Consider the following 15,729-nt stretch of genomic DNA (forward strand, 5'->3'; position numbering starts at 1 on the left):
CCGGCTTCGCCCGGGCAGGAGTCGTTCGCCCGGTGGCGGGTAGATCCCGAGCGACGCCGACGAGAGGGGAACGCGATGTCGCAGCCGGACGAGAGCCGGGAGAAGACCCCCAAAACAGACGCAGTGCTCATGCACCCCGACAACGACCCACACCGGAAGACCTCCGAGGTCGCGCCCCGCAAGGAGCACGCCGAGATCCAGGTGGAGCGGGACGGCGAGCTGGTGCCGCTGGATCAGGACGAGTGAGCCGACGCTCGTCCGCCGAACAGCCGGTACGGCTCAGCGGGGCGGCAGGTCGCCGACGAAACCGGCGATCCGCCGCGCCAGCGGGCCGCTCGCGCGGACCCAGGTGAAGTGGTCCAACGTCGTGCCGGCCTGCGCCACCGTGTACCGCTCCCGGGTCAGCGGCGCGCCGGTGAGCTTCGCGCAAAGGTGGTCAAGGGTCTCGTGCGGGGTGAACTGGTCGTCGTCCACACTGACGGCCAGCACCGGGGTCCGCACCGCGCGGACCGCGGCCTCGGTGTCCGTACCGTCGAGCCGGGGGAACCGGCCGGTCCGCGCCGTGGACGCCCAGTCGCGGATCACACCGCGCGCCTGCCGGCCACCGAAGCCCCAGCCCGGCCAGACCCCGAGCAGCGCCGCCGTGGCGGCGATCCCCTGGGTGTAGGGCAGCACGCCGAGGCCTCGCCGACCCGGGTAGGTCCGCCAGTACGGGATGCCGACCGCGATCAGCGCCAACCCGTCCACCTCGTCGCTGCCGTGCAGGGCGAGGTGCAGCAGCGCGGCCTGCCCGCCGAGCGAGTGCCCGAGGAGCAGTCGGGTGCGCCCGTCCAGTCGGGGCTTGAGGGCGGCCAGGACCGCCCCGACGTCACCGGCCAGATCGGCGTAGCCGTACCTGTCGGCCCGGCTCGGTGCGGGCGTGCTCGCTCCGGTGCCGCGCAGGTCGGCCACGACCACGGCGAGCCCGGCCGCACGCAGCGCGGCGGCGAATGGTCGGTAGTAGCGGGCCCGGACCCCCATCGCGGGCCAGATCACCACCACCGGCGCTCCCGGTGCCCCGGCCGGCTCCGGATAGACCTGCACACCCAGCCGGCCACCGTCGACCTCGACGAACTCCTGTGCGTACTCCGGGTCCCCGTTCATCGGCCCAGCCTACGGCCTGACGTTACCGGCGGGTAGCCGTCGACTCGGGCGCTCGCCGGACGCGACGGAGGGCCCCGCCGACCGGCGGAGCCCTCCGATGGACGCGGTGGTCAGGAGACCGAGATCGCCCCGTTGCTGGCCCGGACACAGGCCACCGCACGGGCGCTGGTGGAGGCCGCGCCGCTCAGGCACTGGCCGAGCACCTGGTGCCCGGTGGCGTTCGGGTGCCACGACTCCTGGCAGGTCTGGAAGTAGCTGACGCAGGTGTTGGCGATCCGCTGGATCGCGATCTTGTCCTTGCCGGCGAGGCTCGTGACGAAGGTGCCGGTCGCGCCGTCCTGCAACCGGATCGGCGTGGCCAACGCACCGCTCGGGCTGCTCGTCTGCTCACAGAGCCGGGCGCCGTTGAAGGCCTGCTGCACGTTCAGGTACACCAGGTCGTCACCGGGGAACTCGGCGGCCAGGGTGTCCCGGGTGGACTTCACGATGCTGCCCAGGCTCTGCGAGAACCGGTGACCCGGCGCCAGGCTGGCGAGGTGGATCGGGCAGCCAGCCGCGTACCGCTCGGCACCGAGGTCACGGAACTTGTCCCGGGTGTCGTCGCGGCTGTCCTCCTCGTAGAACTGCGGGTTCAGATCCAACGGCAGGGGGTTCGTGTAGTCCTGGAACACCACCCGGTGCTGCCCGTCCGCGTCGATCTGGTCCAGCGTGGTCAGCACCTGGCGTACCGCTGCGGTGGTCTCCGCGGTCGCGGCGCTCACCTGCGCGGCGGTGGCCAGGTCGGCGTCGCTGCACGGCTTCTGCTCGACCGGCCCGTTCAGGTACGCCCAGAACTCCCACCAGCCGGTCCACGCGTCGGCGATGAAGCGGTTGGCGCACTTCTCCGCGACGCTGCCGAAGGTGAACGAGCTGTTGTTGGATCCCAGGCCGATCAGCACGAGGTCGATGTCCTGGGTCTGCGCGACGGCGCGCAGCTGGTCGAGCTGCGCGGCCACGGTACGACCGTTGGTCCGCGCCTGCGAGGCGTTGGCGATGTCGTGTGGCTGGCCGCCGGAGCAGGCCAGGTTGAACCGGTTCTGGATGCCCGGCAGGTTGGCCTGGTTGAGCGAGGCGTTCGCCGAACGGTGGCAGAAGAACGCGTTGTTGTTCGCCGCCGACCAACCGGGGAAGCCCTGGCTGACTCCGTTGACGTCGACCACCGGGGTGTACGCCCCGGCGCCCTCGCCACTGATGAAGCTGTCCCCGAGTGCCACCGCTGCGGTGGGCAACGCGGCGGACGCGGGTGCGGCCAGCGCGACGGCTGTCGACAACGCGGCCATGGCGATCGTCAGTCCCGCGGCGAGCGCGGTACGCCGGAACCTGGGCATGGGGCTCCCAACCATCGAAAGATGAAAGATTCTCTGAGAGCGCGATCAGATCACCCCTGCGCGACAGGCGTCAATGGCCCGTAACAGATTCGTTCGACGAAAGACACACGCCCGTAGGCATCAGGGCCTACCCCCGTCGAGAGTGGACCCGCGCCCCGGGTTGCCTCACCCCACCGACCCGCGAACGGCAGTCAGCGACCGGCCGGACGCTCGCGCCGTTTCAGCACCGCCGCGCCCACGGCATTCAGACCGACACCCCAGATCAGGAGTACGCACAGCCACTGCACCCACCGCAGCGCGCTCATCTCCCCCGAGAGCAGGTTGCGGACGCTGCCGAACGGGGTCAGCCACGGCTGCGCCGACTCCACGCCACCCAGCAGCGCGAACAGCCCCAGCGGCAGGATGATCGTGGCCAGGAACGCCACCACCACCGAGCGCAGCAACAGGCCCAACCCGGTGCCCACCAGCCCGGCGACGATCTGCACCAGCACACTGCCCACCGCGACCGTCCCGGCGAAGCGCCACGGCTCGTCGGCGACCTCGGCCGGGGTGAGCGCCAGCGTCGCGGCGCAGATCAGCACACCGACCACGCCGATGACGACCGCAGGCAGCCCCACCGCGAGCACGGTGAGCAGGACCGGGAGTCGGACGGACGCCCGGCGCAACTCGCGGACCAGCAGGATGCCGAAGAGCGGGGTCGCGACCGACATCAGGCTCTGCACCGTGCCCGAGAGCTCGGCGAAGGTCCGATCGGCGGGAACCGCCGCCGCAACCAGCGCCACGGCGGCCAGGAGCCCCGCCACCAGGGTGCCCGCCAGCAGCCACCGCCGGGCCCGGGTGCCGAGGGAGCGCCGCAGCGCGTCACGAATCGTCCCGCCCACCTCGATCGCCTCCTGAATCCCTCGACCCGGGCCGGCGTGCCCCGCGCTCAACCGGCCGCGATCACGCGTCAGCGTACCGGTGGCGGTGTCTCTGCGTGGTCCCATGATCACCGCCGGCTGTTCGTTGGCTCACGTCCGGAGGGCGACGCGCGGCGGGTCGGACAGGTCCTCCGGTGGTTGTCATAGCCTCGGGCTAGGCTCGCTGCGGCGCGCCACGCCGGCTGATGTCGCCGGTGACCGGCAGCACACCGCCGAGACCGGGGAGTACGACCAGTTGACCGCAGAGCCTGACACCCTGTACGGGGCCGATGACCTCACCCACCTTGAGGGGCTGGACGCTGTCCGCAAGCGGCCCGGCATGTACATCGGTTCCACCGACAGCCGTGGCGTGGGTCACCTCGTCAACGAGATCCTCGACAACTCCACCGACGAGGGTGTCGCCGGTCACGCCAGCCACGTCGAGGTGATCCTGCACGCCGACGGGTCGGTGCAGGTCGACGACGACGGCCGGGGCATCCCCACCGACGTGCACGCCAAGTCCGGCATCTCCGGCGTCGAGCTGGTGCTGACCCGACTGCACGCCGGCGGCAAGTTCGGCGGCTCCGGCTACAAGACCTCCGGCGGCCTGCACGGCGTCGGCGCGTCGGCCGTCAACGCGCTGTCGCGCCGCTTCGACGTGACAGTCCGCCGGGCCGGCAAGATCCACGCGATGTCGTTCCGGCACGGCGTCCCGGGCATCTTCGACGGCGACGGGCCAGAGGCCCCGTTCACCGCCGGCCCCGGGCTCCAGGTGACCGGCGCCATGAAGCGCGGCCAGCGCACCGGCACCTCGATCCGCTGGTGGCACGACGCCCGCTACTTCGAGACTGGCGCGGCGCTCGACGTCGACGCCGTCCGGATGAAGCTGCGCAACACCGCGTTCCTGGTCCCCGGCGTGACGTACCTGCTGCGCGACCTGACCGGCGAGGAGCCCGCCGAGGAGCGGTTCCACTACCCCGACGGGCTCAGCGACATGGTCGAGTTCCTCGCCCCGGGCGGCGACCGGCCGGTCTCCGGCACCCTGCTCGTCAACGGCGAGGGCACCTACCGGGAGAACGCCGCCGACGCCAACGGCGTCATGCAGTCGAACGTGCAGCGCCGCGCCGAGGTCGAGGTGGCGTTCCGGTGGGGCACCGGTTACGAGCGCACCGTCGAGTGCTTCACCAACACCATCCGCAACGCGCACGGCGGCACCCACCGCAAGGGCTTCGAGCGGGCCCTGGTCCGCGCGCTCGCCGACGCGATCCGCAACACCCGCGGTCTGCTCAAGGCCAAGGAGGAGCCGCCCACCCTGGACGACGTCCTGGAGGGGATGACAGCGGTGGTGCACGTGCGCATCCCGGAGCCGCAGTTCACCTCGCAGACCAAGGACGAGCTCTCCACCACCGGCATCACGAAGGTCCTCCAGTCCCTGGTGGACGCGCACATCAAGGCCTGGTTGGAGGACCGGCGCACCAAGGCCGAGGCGCGCACCGTCCTGCAGAAGATCGTCGACGCCGCCCGGGTGCGACTCACCCAAAAGCAGCAGAAGGACGCCGCCCGGCGCAAGACCGCCCTGGAGGGCGCGTCCATGCCGCCGAAGCTGGTCGACTGCCGTGCGACAGGCATCGACCGCAGCGAGCTGTTCATCGTCGAGGGCGACAGCGCGTTGGGGACGAGCCGCATGGCCCGCTCGTCGGAATACCAGGCGCTGCTGCCGATCCGCGGCAAGATCCTCAACGTGCAGAAGGCCAACCTCCAGCAGGTTCTGGACAATGCCGAGTGCGCCGCCATCGTGCAGGTCCTCGGCGCCGGCTCGGGGCGCACCTTCGACCTCTCCGCGCTCCGCTACGGCCGCGTGCTGATCATGGCGGACGCCGACGTGGACGGCGCCCACATCCGTACGCTGCTGATCACCCTGTTCGCCAGGTACATGCGGCCGCTGATCGAGGCCGGTCGGCTCTACGCCGCGATGCCACCCCTTCACAAGATCACCACCAGGGGGCGCAACCCGCAGACCGTCTACACCTACACCCAGGCCGAGATGCAGACGACGGTCCGCAAGCTGGAAAAGGCCGGCAAGCAGATCGTCACGCCCATCCCACGGTTCAAGGGTCTCGGTGAGATGGACGCCGACGAGTTGTGGGACACCACGATGAACCCGGCCACCCGTGCCGTTCGCCGGATCACCCTCGACGACGTCGACGCCGCCGAACGCATCCTCGAACTGCTGATGGGCGAGAAGGTCGAGCCGCGCCGCAACTGGCTCATCGACTCCGCCGACCGCGTCGACCGGGATGCGATCGACGCATGAGCGCCCGTTCCGTTCCGATGGAGAGCTGAGTCATGGCACGCCGTAAGGAAAACAAGGTCGATCTCTCCTCGTTCGACCAGGCCGGCGCGCGGGTGTTCGACAACCCGCTGGTCACCGAGGTCTCCGACTCCTACCTGGAGTACGCGTTCTCGGTCATCCACTCCCGCGCCCTGCCGGACGCCCGGGACGGCCTCAAGCCCGTGCACCGGCGCATCCTCTGGTCGATGTACGAGCAGGGCTACCGCCCGGACCGCGGGCACGTGAAGTCTGCCCGAATTGTCGGGGACTGCTTCGTCGCCGGCACACTGGTCTCCACGCCCGACGGTCTACGGGCCATTGAGGAGATCGAGGTTGGGGACCTCGTGCTGGACGGCGACGGAAACCCCGTGCCAGTAACCGCTGTGTATGCGAACCCGACCTCCGACCTCGTGCGCCTGACGTGGAGCAATGGGCACACGATGCTCGTCACCCCGGGTCAGCGCTTCCGCGTCGTCGCCGATGACCTTTCGATCGAATGGACGGACGCTCGGGATCTCTCGGGGCGGCTGACATTGGCCTACGGCAGTCGCCGCAAAGCACTGCCGACGCCCGCAGGTGACGTCTATGACTACGTGCGCGGCCTGCTGGTTGCCGAAGGTTTTCCTGTCCATCGTTCTCGCGAGGCGGACGGTCGGGTCCGAATCCACATGTGTGACGTCGAGCCGCTGGATGTCGCTCACGGCTGGGCTATCGCCAGCGGGTTGAATGTCTCGCGAGGTAAGCGCGAGGCGCGCAACCCTCTCCATCGCGATCAGCACATTCTGACCTTCAGCCGGCACGAGGGGCTGCTGGAGGCCACCCAGCCGCTCAGCCGGGGCAAGTGCGTACCACGCGACATCGTCGAGAACCGGTCGGCATGGGCGCCGTTCCTCGCCGGTTTCTTCGACGGGGACGGCTACGTTCGTAAGCGCTTCAGGGAGATCGTCTTCGTCAGCACGAGTGAGGCGCTGATACGGCAGATCTACGCCATGCTCGCCGACCTTGGGCTGCACGGACATCACTGGACCAGCGGTCGCGCCTCCGCAGGAAGCCCACTTTTTGGTCTCTCGGTCTCAGGGCGGGACGCCGCAGAGCTTGCCCGGATGCTGCTGCCCTGGGTGCGGATTGGGTACAAGCACGACGGCTTGCAGCGGGTCACCGATATCGGCTACGAGTACAGCGGCAAGCAAGGCAACGACCGGTTGCCGTACGGGCCGGTCATTGCGGAGTTCACGGCCGCGCACCAAGGCGGCGGATGGTTTCGCGACCGAGACGGCCAGGCCTTCCGCGACTCGCTATCGGCGAGCGGTGGCCCGAAGGTTCGGTATGGCAAGGACCGCAATGGCGTCCCGCTCGCGGATCGATCGTTCCAGTTGGAGCGGGCGGTACGAGACGGCTGGATCAACAAACTTCATCGCCTCGGCTCGCCGCTCGCCGCTCGGCTGGACGCGTTGGTTGGTAGCTCGTTCCTGCGGGTCACGTCGGTTGAAGCGGTGTCGCCCGAAGCCACGTACGACATACAGGTTGGCAGTGACGAGCACGCGTTCGTCGCCGAGGGCTACGTCGTGCACAACTGCATGGGCAAGTACCATCCGCACGGCGACACGGCGATCTACGACGCCATGGTCCGCCTCGCCCAGGACTTCTCCCTCAACGTGCCGCTCATCGATGGGCACGGCAACTTCGGCTCCCCGGACGACGGCCCCGCCGCCTCGCGTTACACCGAAGCGCGAATGTCCCGCGAGGCCATGCTGCTCGTCGGTGAGCTCGGCGAGGACACCGTCGATGTCGAGCCCAACTACGACGGCTCGCTGACCCAGCCGACGGTGCTGCCGGCGGCCTTCCCCAACCTGCTCGTCAACGGCGCGTCCGGGATCGCTGTCGGCATGGCTACCAACATGATCCCGCACAACCTCGCCGAGGTCGTCCAGGCCGCCCGTTGGCTGATCAACCACCCGGACGCCACACTGGACAAACTCATGGAGTTCGTCCCCGGCCCCGACCTGCCGACCGGTGGCGTGCTGCTCGGGCTCGACGAGGTGCGCCGGGCCTACGAGACCGGCCGTGGCGTGGTGCGGATGCGCGGCAAGGTGGAGATCGGCCCGATCGAGGGCAGCCGAGGTCGACAGGCGATCACGGTGGTTGAGCTGCCCTACGGCGTCGGCGCGGAGAAGGTCATCGCGGCGATCACCAACGAGGTCACCAAGACCAAACGGCTGACCGGCATCGCCGACGTCAAGGACCTCACCGACCGGGAGAGCGGCACCCGTCTCGTCGTCGAGTGCAAGGTGGGGGTCAACCCGCAGGCGCTGCTCGCCGACCTCTACCGGCTCACCCCGCTGGAGCAGTCGTTCGGCGTCAACAACCTGGTCCTTGTCGACGGGCAACCGCGCACGCTCGGCTTGAAGGCGCTGCTGGAGGTCTTCCTGGCCCACCGGTACGAGGTGGTCACCCGGCGCACCTCGTTCCGCCGGCGCAAGCGTCAGGAGCGGCTGCACCTGGTCGACGGTCTGCTGATCGCGCTGTTGGACATCGACGAGGTGGTCCGGCTGATCCGGGGCAGCGACGACGCGCAGGCCGCGAAGGACGGGCTGATGAGCCGGTTCGGCCTCTCCGACATCCAGGCCACCTACATCCTGGACACTCCGCTGCGCCGGCTGACCAAATTCGACCGGATCGAGTTGGAGGCCGAGCAGGAGCGGCTGCGCGCCGAGATCGCCGAGTTGAGCAAGATCCTCGACGACGAGCGGGTGCTCCGGAAGGTGGTCTCCGACGAGCTGGCGGCAGTGGTCAAGCAGTTCGCCACCGAACGTCGTACGACCCTCGTCGACGGTGACCTGAAGGAGGTGCTTGCCGCGTCCGCGCCGGCCGGCCCGCTGGAGGTCGCCGACGACCCGTGCCAGGTGATCCTCTCCGCGACCGGGCTCGTCGCCCGGACCGCGGCCGAGTCGGAGGAAAGCTCCGAGGGGCGCCGACGCAACGGTCGGGTCAAGCACGACACGGTACGCGCCATCGTGCACTCCACCGCCCGTGGTCGGGTGCTGCTGGTGACGAGCGCCGGTCGGGCGTTCAAGGTCGACGTTCTGCCGTTACCGGTGCTGCCCGAGCAGGCGGGCACCGTGTCACTTCGTGGCGGCATGTCCGCGGCCGAGCTGGTGCCGTTGGCGGCGGGGGAGACAGTCGTCGGCCTGGCCCCGCTCGGCGGGCAGGCGGAGGGCTCACCGGGGCTGGCGCTGGGCACCCGGCAGGGCGCGGTGAAGATCTGCGCACCGGAGTGGCCGGTGCGCTCCGACGAGTTCGAGGTGATCGGTCTGCGCGACGGTGACGAGGTGATGGGGGCCACCTGGTTGACCGACGGCACCGAGACGCTCACCTTCGTCACGTCGGAGGCGTCGCTGTTGCGCTTCCCCGCCGGGCTGGTCCGGCCGCAGGGCCTCAAGGGCGGCGGTATGGCCGGCATCAACCTGCCGGCCGGAGCGCAGGTCGCGTTCTTCGGCGCGGTCCGCACCGACGACCCGGGGCATGGTGAGCCGATGGTGGTCACCTCCACCGGCGCGACGGTGAAGGTGACGCCGTTCAAGGCGTACCCACCGAAGGGCCGGGCGACCGGCGGCGTACGCGCGCACCGCTTCCTCAAGGGTGAGACGGACGTGGCCGTCGCCTGGGTGGGGCCGCGACCGGTCGGTGCGACAGCCACCGGCGACCCGGTGGAGTTGCCGGCCGCGGACCCCCGCCGCGACGGCAGCGGCTTCGCGGTGATGCTCGGCCCGACGGTCGTGGGCCACCTGATCGAACGCGACTGACCGCACTCGGAGATCGTGCTCGATCCCGGAAGTAGTGGCGTCACCGGCGCGGTGATGCCACTCGACCCTGGATCGAGCACGATCGTGGCCAGTGGCGGTGCCCGCCCGCGCGGTATGGTGGGGCCCTCTGTTGTCGGCGAGGGTCTGGGTGCACCGCGAAGCACCCCTCACCATGATCTGTCTTCTGTCCGGCGGAGTCGCCGGTGCGGCGTGAGCGCCGCCATCCGGGTTCGGTCGAGGCGTGAGCTACGCGCCGCCCGTCGTCCCCGGCCACACCGCTGTTGGGGTCACCTGGTCGCCGCCCCACTCTGGCCGCTGCACGGCGCGAACCTGGGCACCCTGTTGCGCACGTGCGACGCGGTGGGTGCCTGCCTGGCCGTACCCCCGTTCCGTTGGGTGGACGAGGCAGTGGCCCGGGGCAACACGCTGCGCCAACCGGGCTGCGTCCACCGGGTCGGCAGCCCGGTGCGCTGGCTCGCCGCCGAGCGGGCCGCCGGCACCCGGGTCCTCGGTGTCGAGTTGGCCGACGAGGCCGTCCGGCTCGGTGATCTGCCCGCCGCTCGGGGCCGCACCGTCGTGCTGCTGGGACACGAGGCGACAGGCATCCCACCCGAGGCGCTCGACCAGTTGGACGCGGTGGTGGAGATTCCGATGGTCGGCCAGGGCCACAGCCTGAACGTAGCGGTGGCCGGCTCCCTGGTCCTCTACAAACTGGCCGGTCTCCTCTAACCCGCCGCCCCGCTCGCGCCGATGGGTGCCGCCCGGAGTGGCCCCAGCCGTGGCTACTGCCGCCGGCAAACGGCGCCGATCTTGCACTTTCTGCGCCGACAAAAACCACAAAAAGGGCATACAAGCAACCGAAAGTGCAAGATCGACGAGGGCTGGACTGGACTGGGCTGGGGTTAGGCGACGTTGTGGGGGCGGAACTGGACGCTTACGCGGGGGCCAGTGGGGCGGGTGGTCTTGGGGATGGCGTGTTCCCAGGTGCGTTGGCAGGAGCCGCCCATCACGATCAGGTCGCCGTGGCCCACCGGGAAGCGCAGGCGCTCGCCACCCCCGCGTGGGCGGAGCAGCAGCGGTCGTGGTGCTCCGAAGGAGACGATCGCGACGATCGTGTCGGTGTGCGCCGAGCGGCCGATGGTGTCGCCGTGCCAGGCCACGCTGTCGCGCCCGGACCGGTAGAGGCACATGCCGGCGGTGACGAAGGGTTCGCCCAGCTCGGGCGCGTAGTGCTCGGTGAGCGTGGTCTGCGCCGCGGTGAGCACGGGGTGGGGCAGTGGCGTCGCGCCGTCGTACCAGCAGAGCAGGCGGGGCACGTCGACCTCGGCGTCGAACATGGTGCGCCGTTCGGCACGCCAGGGCACCTCGGTGAGCAGGGTGTCGAGGACCGTGTCGGAGCCGCGCACCCAGCCGGGAAGGTGGTCGACCCAGGCGCCCCGGCTGAGCTGGTGTCGGCGGATCTGGCCGGGCAGCGGGCCCAGGGTCGGCCCGGCGTCGACCAGGTCGAGCATCGACGGCTGGTAGGCGGCAGGCGTCATGCGGCCACCCTAGCAGCACTTTCGTACACCCGTGCTAGCCGTGGGCCGTGCCGCCCGCCTCTGGGCGGCGCGACCTCGACCGTCAGCCGCTGACGGGAACGGTGTCGCCGGCGGCGGCGCGTACGGCGTCGAACACCTCGTCCACCACGCGGGCGCGGCCCTGCCCGTCGATGGTGGACCACGCCCGTGCGGCGAGGGTCGCGCGCCGCTGCGGCGAGCCGAGCAGTCCGTGCAGGGTCCGTGCCGCCGCCGCGCGGGCGGCCCGTCCGGCGACGCCACCGGCGGTCAGCTCCGGCAGCTCACCGAGGCCGGCGGCCAGGCCGTGCCGCACCACCCGGGTGTACGACTCACGTTGGTTGTCGACGACACAGACGAGTGCGCTGGGCGCGCCGAGGCAGCACAGTTCCCAGGTGGACGTGCCGGCGGCACTGACCACCAGGTCGGCTGCGGTGATCAGGTCCGGCAGCGCGGTGGTGGGCGGGACCGGTCGGATGATCTGCCCCCGGCCGGGGGTGACGTCCTCGACCTCGGCCTCGATCTCGGGTCGCCCGACGATGACAGTGAGGTCCATCGGGTGACCGGTGGCCACCAGCACGCGGGTCAGGACCGGGGCCGCGCCGACGGCATCGGTGCCGCCGAAGAAGGCCAGCACCCGAGGGCGACCGACCGCAGTGGCGGGCGGGGCGACCGGCGGCCGGGCGCTGGTCACGGCGTCCCGCAGCAGGGCGTACCTACTCCCGGCGAGCAGCCGACCGGGCAGCCTCCCTCCGAAACCCGCCCCCGGCAGCTCCGGCCCGAGCCCTGACCCCAGCCCCGGCAGCTCCGCTCCGAAGTTCTGGTCGAGGTAGAGGTCCGCGACCTGACCCCTGCTGTCGCCGTCGATGATGGCGAGGGTGTACACACCGGCGTCGCGCAGGGCGCCGGCCCCGGCCGGGTCCAGTTCGTAGGAGTCGAGGACCAGGACGTCCAGTTCGTGTCGGCGGGCCGCCTCGACGAGGTCGGCCGCCGTGTCCGGGCCGGGGAGCAGGGGGATGCCTCGCGCGGCCAGCTCGGCGGTTGCCCAGTCGAGCCGTTCGACGGTGCCGAGGACGGCGACGTGGGCGCCCCGGGCGAGGAACTCCTCGGCGAGCGCCAGGCAGCGGACGAGGTGGCCGACGCCGCGCCGGGGCCCGGCGTCGCAGCGCAACCCGACCCGGAGGGTGCTCAGGACTCCTCCAACTGTTTCTGTCGAACGTCGGCGTTCAGCGCAATCAGCCGGGGTTGACCGTCGAGCCAGTCGGTGAGCTTGGCCAGCGGCACGCTCACGTCACCGAAGTGGTCGATGATCGCGTTGACCAGTGCCCAGTCCTGCTCGGTGTCGAGGGTCAGCCGCAGTGCGGAGCGGTCCGGGGTGAGCGTCACCCCGAGCACCCGGAACAGCTCCGGGTGGGTGTACGCGTACGAGGTGACGTGGACCCGGTGGTGGTCGGTGGCGAGCCGACCCAGGGTGCGGAGTGTGTCCGCTCGGATGATCTCGACGTCCAGGCCGCGGGGCAGGGTCCGGGCGATCGACGTGCTGGCGTAGTCCAGCCCGGGCACCGCCCGGTACACCGACGCGACAAGGGTGATGATCTCCGGGTCGAGCAGTGGGCAGTCGGCGGTGAACCGCATGACGGCGTCCCCCGGGTGCGCCGCGAGGGCGCCCACGAACCGGTCCAGGACGTCGTCGACCGGCCCGCGGTGGCACGCCACGTCCAGCCGCGCGCACTCGACCGCCACCGCGTCGTCCACGGCGTCGGTGCTGGTGGCGACCACCAGGTCGGCGAGGACACCGCTGTCGCGGGCGGCGCGGACGACCCGGCCCAGAACCGACCGCCCGGCGAGGGGGCGGAGCACCTTGCCGGGCAGCCGGGACGAACCCATGCGCGCCTGCACGATGCCGACGATCCGTGGCCCCGTGCCGTTCGCGTCGGGGGCGGGCTGCGGTACGCCGGTCACTGCTGCTCCTCCTGTGTGTGGGAGAGCATCGCGGTGGCCCGGCGTTTGGCGGCGCGGGCACCCCGCTTGGCCAGTCGGGCCGGGGTGATGGCGAGCCGGCCCACCCGGTAGCTGATGGACCCGCTGAGCAGGCTGATGGTGGTTTCGGCCCGGCGCAGCGCCCGTTCCCGTGAGGTGAGCAGTTCCTCGGTCCACGCGGTGAGTGCGGCCAGCCGGGTGAGTTCCTCGCGCTGGCGCAGCCACGCCTCACGCAGTTGCTGGTAGCTGTGCCCGCCGACCGGCGGGTCGGTGGGCGCGACGGCGTGCAGTTCGGCGGCGAGGTCGACAGTGCGGCCGGCGTCCAGCCCGTGCAGCGCGGCGGCGATGGCTGCCTCGGCCTCGACCGCCTCGCTCACCGTCGCCCGGTCGAGGTCGTGACCGGCGATTCCGCCGAGCACCACTGTCAGGCCCGCGACGTCGAGTGTGGAGGACCACGGGTGGGCGTAGCCGCCGGTGAGCAGGCCCGCCGCGAAGCGCCACAGGCCGCGGGCCAGCACCACGTCGGCGGGCAGCGCGGCGGTGGCCCGCCAGCTGGGGTCGAGCACCGCGTACCGCTCGCCGTCGACCACCACGTTGTCGGTGCCGGCCAGCGCCGTCGCGCCGGCGATCCGACCGTCGGCGTCGGCCTGGTCGGCGAGCCAGCCCGCGTACCCGTGCAGCAGCGTGCGCAGGGTGGCCAGGTCGCGGCGCAGGGACGCGTCGAGCAGCAGGGTACGCAGCAGCCGGCCGGAGGGCACCGGCCCGGACAGCGAGTCGGCGTCCCGGTACGCGGCCTCGCGGCTGGCGAACGGCGCGCCGGCCGGCGTCGTCGTGTCGGTGGCCGGGATGAGCCCCCAGCGCCAACCGGAGGGCCCGTGCAGGACCTCCAGCACGCCGATGCCGGGGCGACCGGTCTGCACGAGGGCCACCGGCAGGTCCTTGTCGACTGTCGGCGCTGTCGGGTCGCTGGCGTCGGCGGGCCGGTGGGCGAGGGTCAGCCAGCCCGGTGCGAGGTCGGCGGCGCGACCGGCGTGCAGCGCGTCCACCGCCAGCCGGGCCGGGTCCTGGAGCACAGTGGCGCTCGTGAAACCGCCGGCGCAGGCACCGTGCAGCACCGCGTCGAACAACCCGGAACCCGCGTCCCGGTCGAGGTGGTCGGCGTCCAGCAGCGCCGTCGGGGTGCTGACGTCGGGGTACGCGGCCCAGCACGCGGCCGGCAGGAGCCCTGCCGCGCCGAGTCGCTCGCGCAGTTGGTCCCGGTTGGCCGGGTGGGCCTGGTCCAGCACGCCGCCGATCACCCAGGCGGAGTCGTCGCGGCGGGCGTACCAGGGGTTGGTGTCGACCAACCGGTGCAGGCCCAGCGGGTTGTCCAGGCGCAGCAGCAACGCTCCGCCCGGTCGCAGCGCGGCGACGAGTCGGGCGAGCACACCGTCCCAGCCGAGCCGGGTGCCCTCCACCGACTCCACCGGGTCCAATCCGGCGGCCGCGATCACCACGTCGTACGTCTCGTCGTCGGGCAGGCCGGCCGGCCCGCCCACCACCACGTGGGCGGCCCGGTGCGCCAGCGCCACCGCGTCCGGGTGGCTGCGCAGCAGGCAGGTCACCTCGGCGTGGGTGAGCTGGTCGAGCAGCGCCGGGTCGTGTGGTCCGGCGAGCAGGACCCGGGCGCCGGGCGGCACCAGCCGGGCGGCCAGGGCGGCGAGCGGTCCACCGTTGGCCAGCCGTTCCTGCGGCAGGTCCGACCAGGCCAGCATCTCGCCGCCCGGCAGGGTGATCCGGCCGGCGGGTGCCGTCTCAGTCGTCACGGTCTTCCTCTTCCTCCTGGAGGTTCGCCCAACCGAGCAGCTCGCGCAGCTCGGCCGGCGTGCAGCGGTGGTCGGTGCCCAGTTCGGCGCGGGCGATCTCGACAGCGGTGGGCAGGTCGACGGTGGTGCCGTGCAGTTGCGGCCACTGCCGACGGATCCGGGCGGTGCCGCCGAAGGTCGGGTCCTCGTTGGAGAGGATCATCGGGTCGCCGTAGACCGCCGGCTCGCACCCCGCGGCGATGCCGTAGAAGATCGCGCTGGTCAGCCGGTTGGATGCTACCCGGCGGTGCCGGCGCAGCTCGGTGAGCTGCCGGTCGAGGAACTCGCTGTCGGTGTCCTTCCACCAGTGCCCCCGGTAACCGTGGCAGATCACCCGGAACCCGGCGCGCTCGTACAGCCGGCGCACGTTGCGCATCCGGTACTCGTGCCAGTAGAGGCACACAGTGACCGGGCCGGGTTCGGTGTCCTGGATGAGGGCGATCAGTTTGCGGTGGTCACCCTTGACGTGTTGTCCCTCCCAGCCGTGGAACGGGTACCAGATGGTGCCCTCCCGTTCCTCGGCCGGCGGCTCCTCGGGTCGCAGGGCCAGCAGGTAGACGAACGGCGCGCCGATGACGACCACGTTGCGGCGGCCCACCGACCAGGCCCGGCGGCGGGTCTGCTCGGACCAGAGCAGGCTGGGGGTGCGATCGGCGTACGGGTGGCCGGGGGCCAGGCCGTCACCGATGTTCCAGCCGTGCTGCACGTACCCGTTGATCCGTGGTGGATGTCTGTCGCCGAGGCCGGCGTAGCGGGCCAGCACGTGGGCGTGACCGTAGAAGTGGTTGGCGTGGTGCATCAGGTTCCC

12 protein-coding genes and 2 pseudogenes are annotated in these 15,729 nt (G+C 71.4%); 6 read left to right on the forward strand and 8 right to left on the reverse strand.

Annotation, left to right across the window (positions count from 1 at the left end):
* The first annotated feature begins 75 nt into the window (after positions 1-75).
* The gene (locus ABZ406_RS07055) at positions 76-246 is read left to right on the forward strand and encodes a hypothetical protein (protein WP_357756606.1); all 171 of its coding nucleotides are present in this window, start codon (positions 76-78) and stop codon (positions 244-246) included.
* A gap of 33 nt (positions 247-279) precedes the next feature.
* Here the strand turns inward: ABZ406_RS07055 and ABZ406_RS07060 are convergent, their stop codons facing one another.
* The 3 genes from ABZ406_RS07060 to ABZ406_RS07070 form a co-directional block, all read right to left on the reverse strand.
* Positions 280-1,143: an alpha/beta fold hydrolase gene (locus ABZ406_RS07060; RefSeq protein WP_357756609.1), complete on the reverse strand. Its 864-nt coding sequence runs from the start codon at positions 1,141-1,143 to the stop codon at positions 280-282.
* A gap of 110 nt (positions 1,144-1,253) precedes the next feature.
* Entirely contained in the window at positions 1,254-2,510 is a 1,257-nt protein-coding gene (locus ABZ406_RS07065; RefSeq protein WP_357756612.1) for a hypothetical protein, read from the reverse strand.
* Positions 2,511-2,701: 191 nt separating this feature from the next.
* Positions 2,702-3,496, reverse strand: a complete 795-nt coding sequence (locus tag ABZ406_RS07070; RefSeq protein ID WP_357756615.1) for a hypothetical protein — start codon at positions 3,494-3,496, stop codon at positions 2,702-2,704.
* A gap of 169 nt (positions 3,497-3,665) precedes the next feature.
* Here ABZ406_RS07070 and ABZ406_RS07075 point away from each other — a divergent pair, with 169 nt between their 5' ends.
* The 5 genes and pseudogenes from ABZ406_RS07075 to ABZ406_RS07095 all read left to right on the forward strand — a co-directional run bounded on the left by ABZ406_RS07075 (position 3,666) and on the right by ABZ406_RS07095 (position 10,273).
* Positions 3,666-5,723: a DNA topoisomerase IV subunit B gene (locus ABZ406_RS07075; RefSeq protein WP_357756618.1), complete on the forward strand. Its 2,058-nt coding sequence runs from the start codon at positions 3,666-3,668 to the stop codon at positions 5,721-5,723.
* Positions 5,724-5,755: 32 nt separating this feature from the next.
* A pseudogene (locus ABZ406_RS07080) lies at positions 5,756-6,010 on the forward strand (DNA gyrase subunit A); the annotation flags it as partial.
* Positions 5,984-6,811, forward strand: a pseudogene (locus tag ABZ406_RS07085) (LAGLIDADG family homing endonuclease); the annotation flags it as partial. The pseudogenes ABZ406_RS07080 and ABZ406_RS07085, both read left to right, overlap by 27 nt.
* 33 nt (positions 6,812-6,844) lie before the next feature.
* Entirely contained in the window at positions 6,845-9,544 is a 2,700-nt protein-coding gene (locus ABZ406_RS07090) for a DNA topoisomerase (ATP-hydrolyzing) (protein WP_357757258.1), read from the forward strand.
* A gap of 210 nt (positions 9,545-9,754) precedes the next feature.
* Entirely contained in the window at positions 9,755-10,273 is a 519-nt protein-coding gene (locus ABZ406_RS07095; protein WP_357756621.1) for a TrmH family RNA methyltransferase, read from the forward strand.
* 173 nt (positions 10,274-10,446) lie between these two features.
* Here the strand turns inward: ABZ406_RS07095 and ABZ406_RS07100 are convergent, their stop codons facing one another.
* From ABZ406_RS07100 to ABZ406_RS07120, 5 genes are all read right to left on the reverse strand, one after another.
* Positions 10,447-11,082 carry an alpha-ketoglutarate-dependent dioxygenase AlkB gene (locus ABZ406_RS07100; RefSeq protein ID WP_357756624.1) on the reverse strand — a complete coding sequence of 212 codons (636 nt, stop codon included), beginning with the start codon at positions 11,080-11,082 and terminating at the stop codon, positions 10,447-10,449.
* Positions 11,083-11,164: 82 nt separating this feature from the next.
* Complete coding sequence (locus tag ABZ406_RS07105) at positions 11,165-12,289, reverse strand: spore coat protein (protein WP_357757260.1); 1,125 nt, start codon at positions 12,287-12,289, stop codon at positions 11,165-11,167.
* Entirely contained in the window at positions 12,286-13,059 is a 774-nt protein-coding gene (locus ABZ406_RS07110) for a glycosyltransferase family protein (protein WP_357756627.1), read from the reverse strand. Before ABZ406_RS07110 ends, ABZ406_RS07105 begins: the two co-directional genes overlap by 4 nt.
* Positions 13,056-14,882, reverse strand: coding sequence for a class I SAM-dependent methyltransferase (locus tag ABZ406_RS07115; RefSeq protein ID WP_357756631.1), 1,827 nt, complete (start codon positions 14,880-14,882; stop codon positions 13,056-13,058). Before ABZ406_RS07115 ends, ABZ406_RS07110 begins: the two co-directional genes overlap by 4 nt.
* Entirely contained in the window at positions 14,872-15,720 is an 849-nt protein-coding gene (locus tag ABZ406_RS07120) for a hypothetical protein (protein WP_357756633.1), read from the reverse strand. The genes ABZ406_RS07115 and ABZ406_RS07120 overlap by 11 nt, the downstream gene beginning before the upstream one ends.
* Between the last annotated feature and the right edge of the window lie 9 nt (positions 15,721-15,729).

The sequence above is a fragment of the Micromonospora sp. NPDC005710 genome (assembly GCF_040630995.1).
Classification (GTDB): Bacteria; Actinomycetota; Actinomycetes; order Mycobacteriales; family Micromonosporaceae; genus Micromonospora.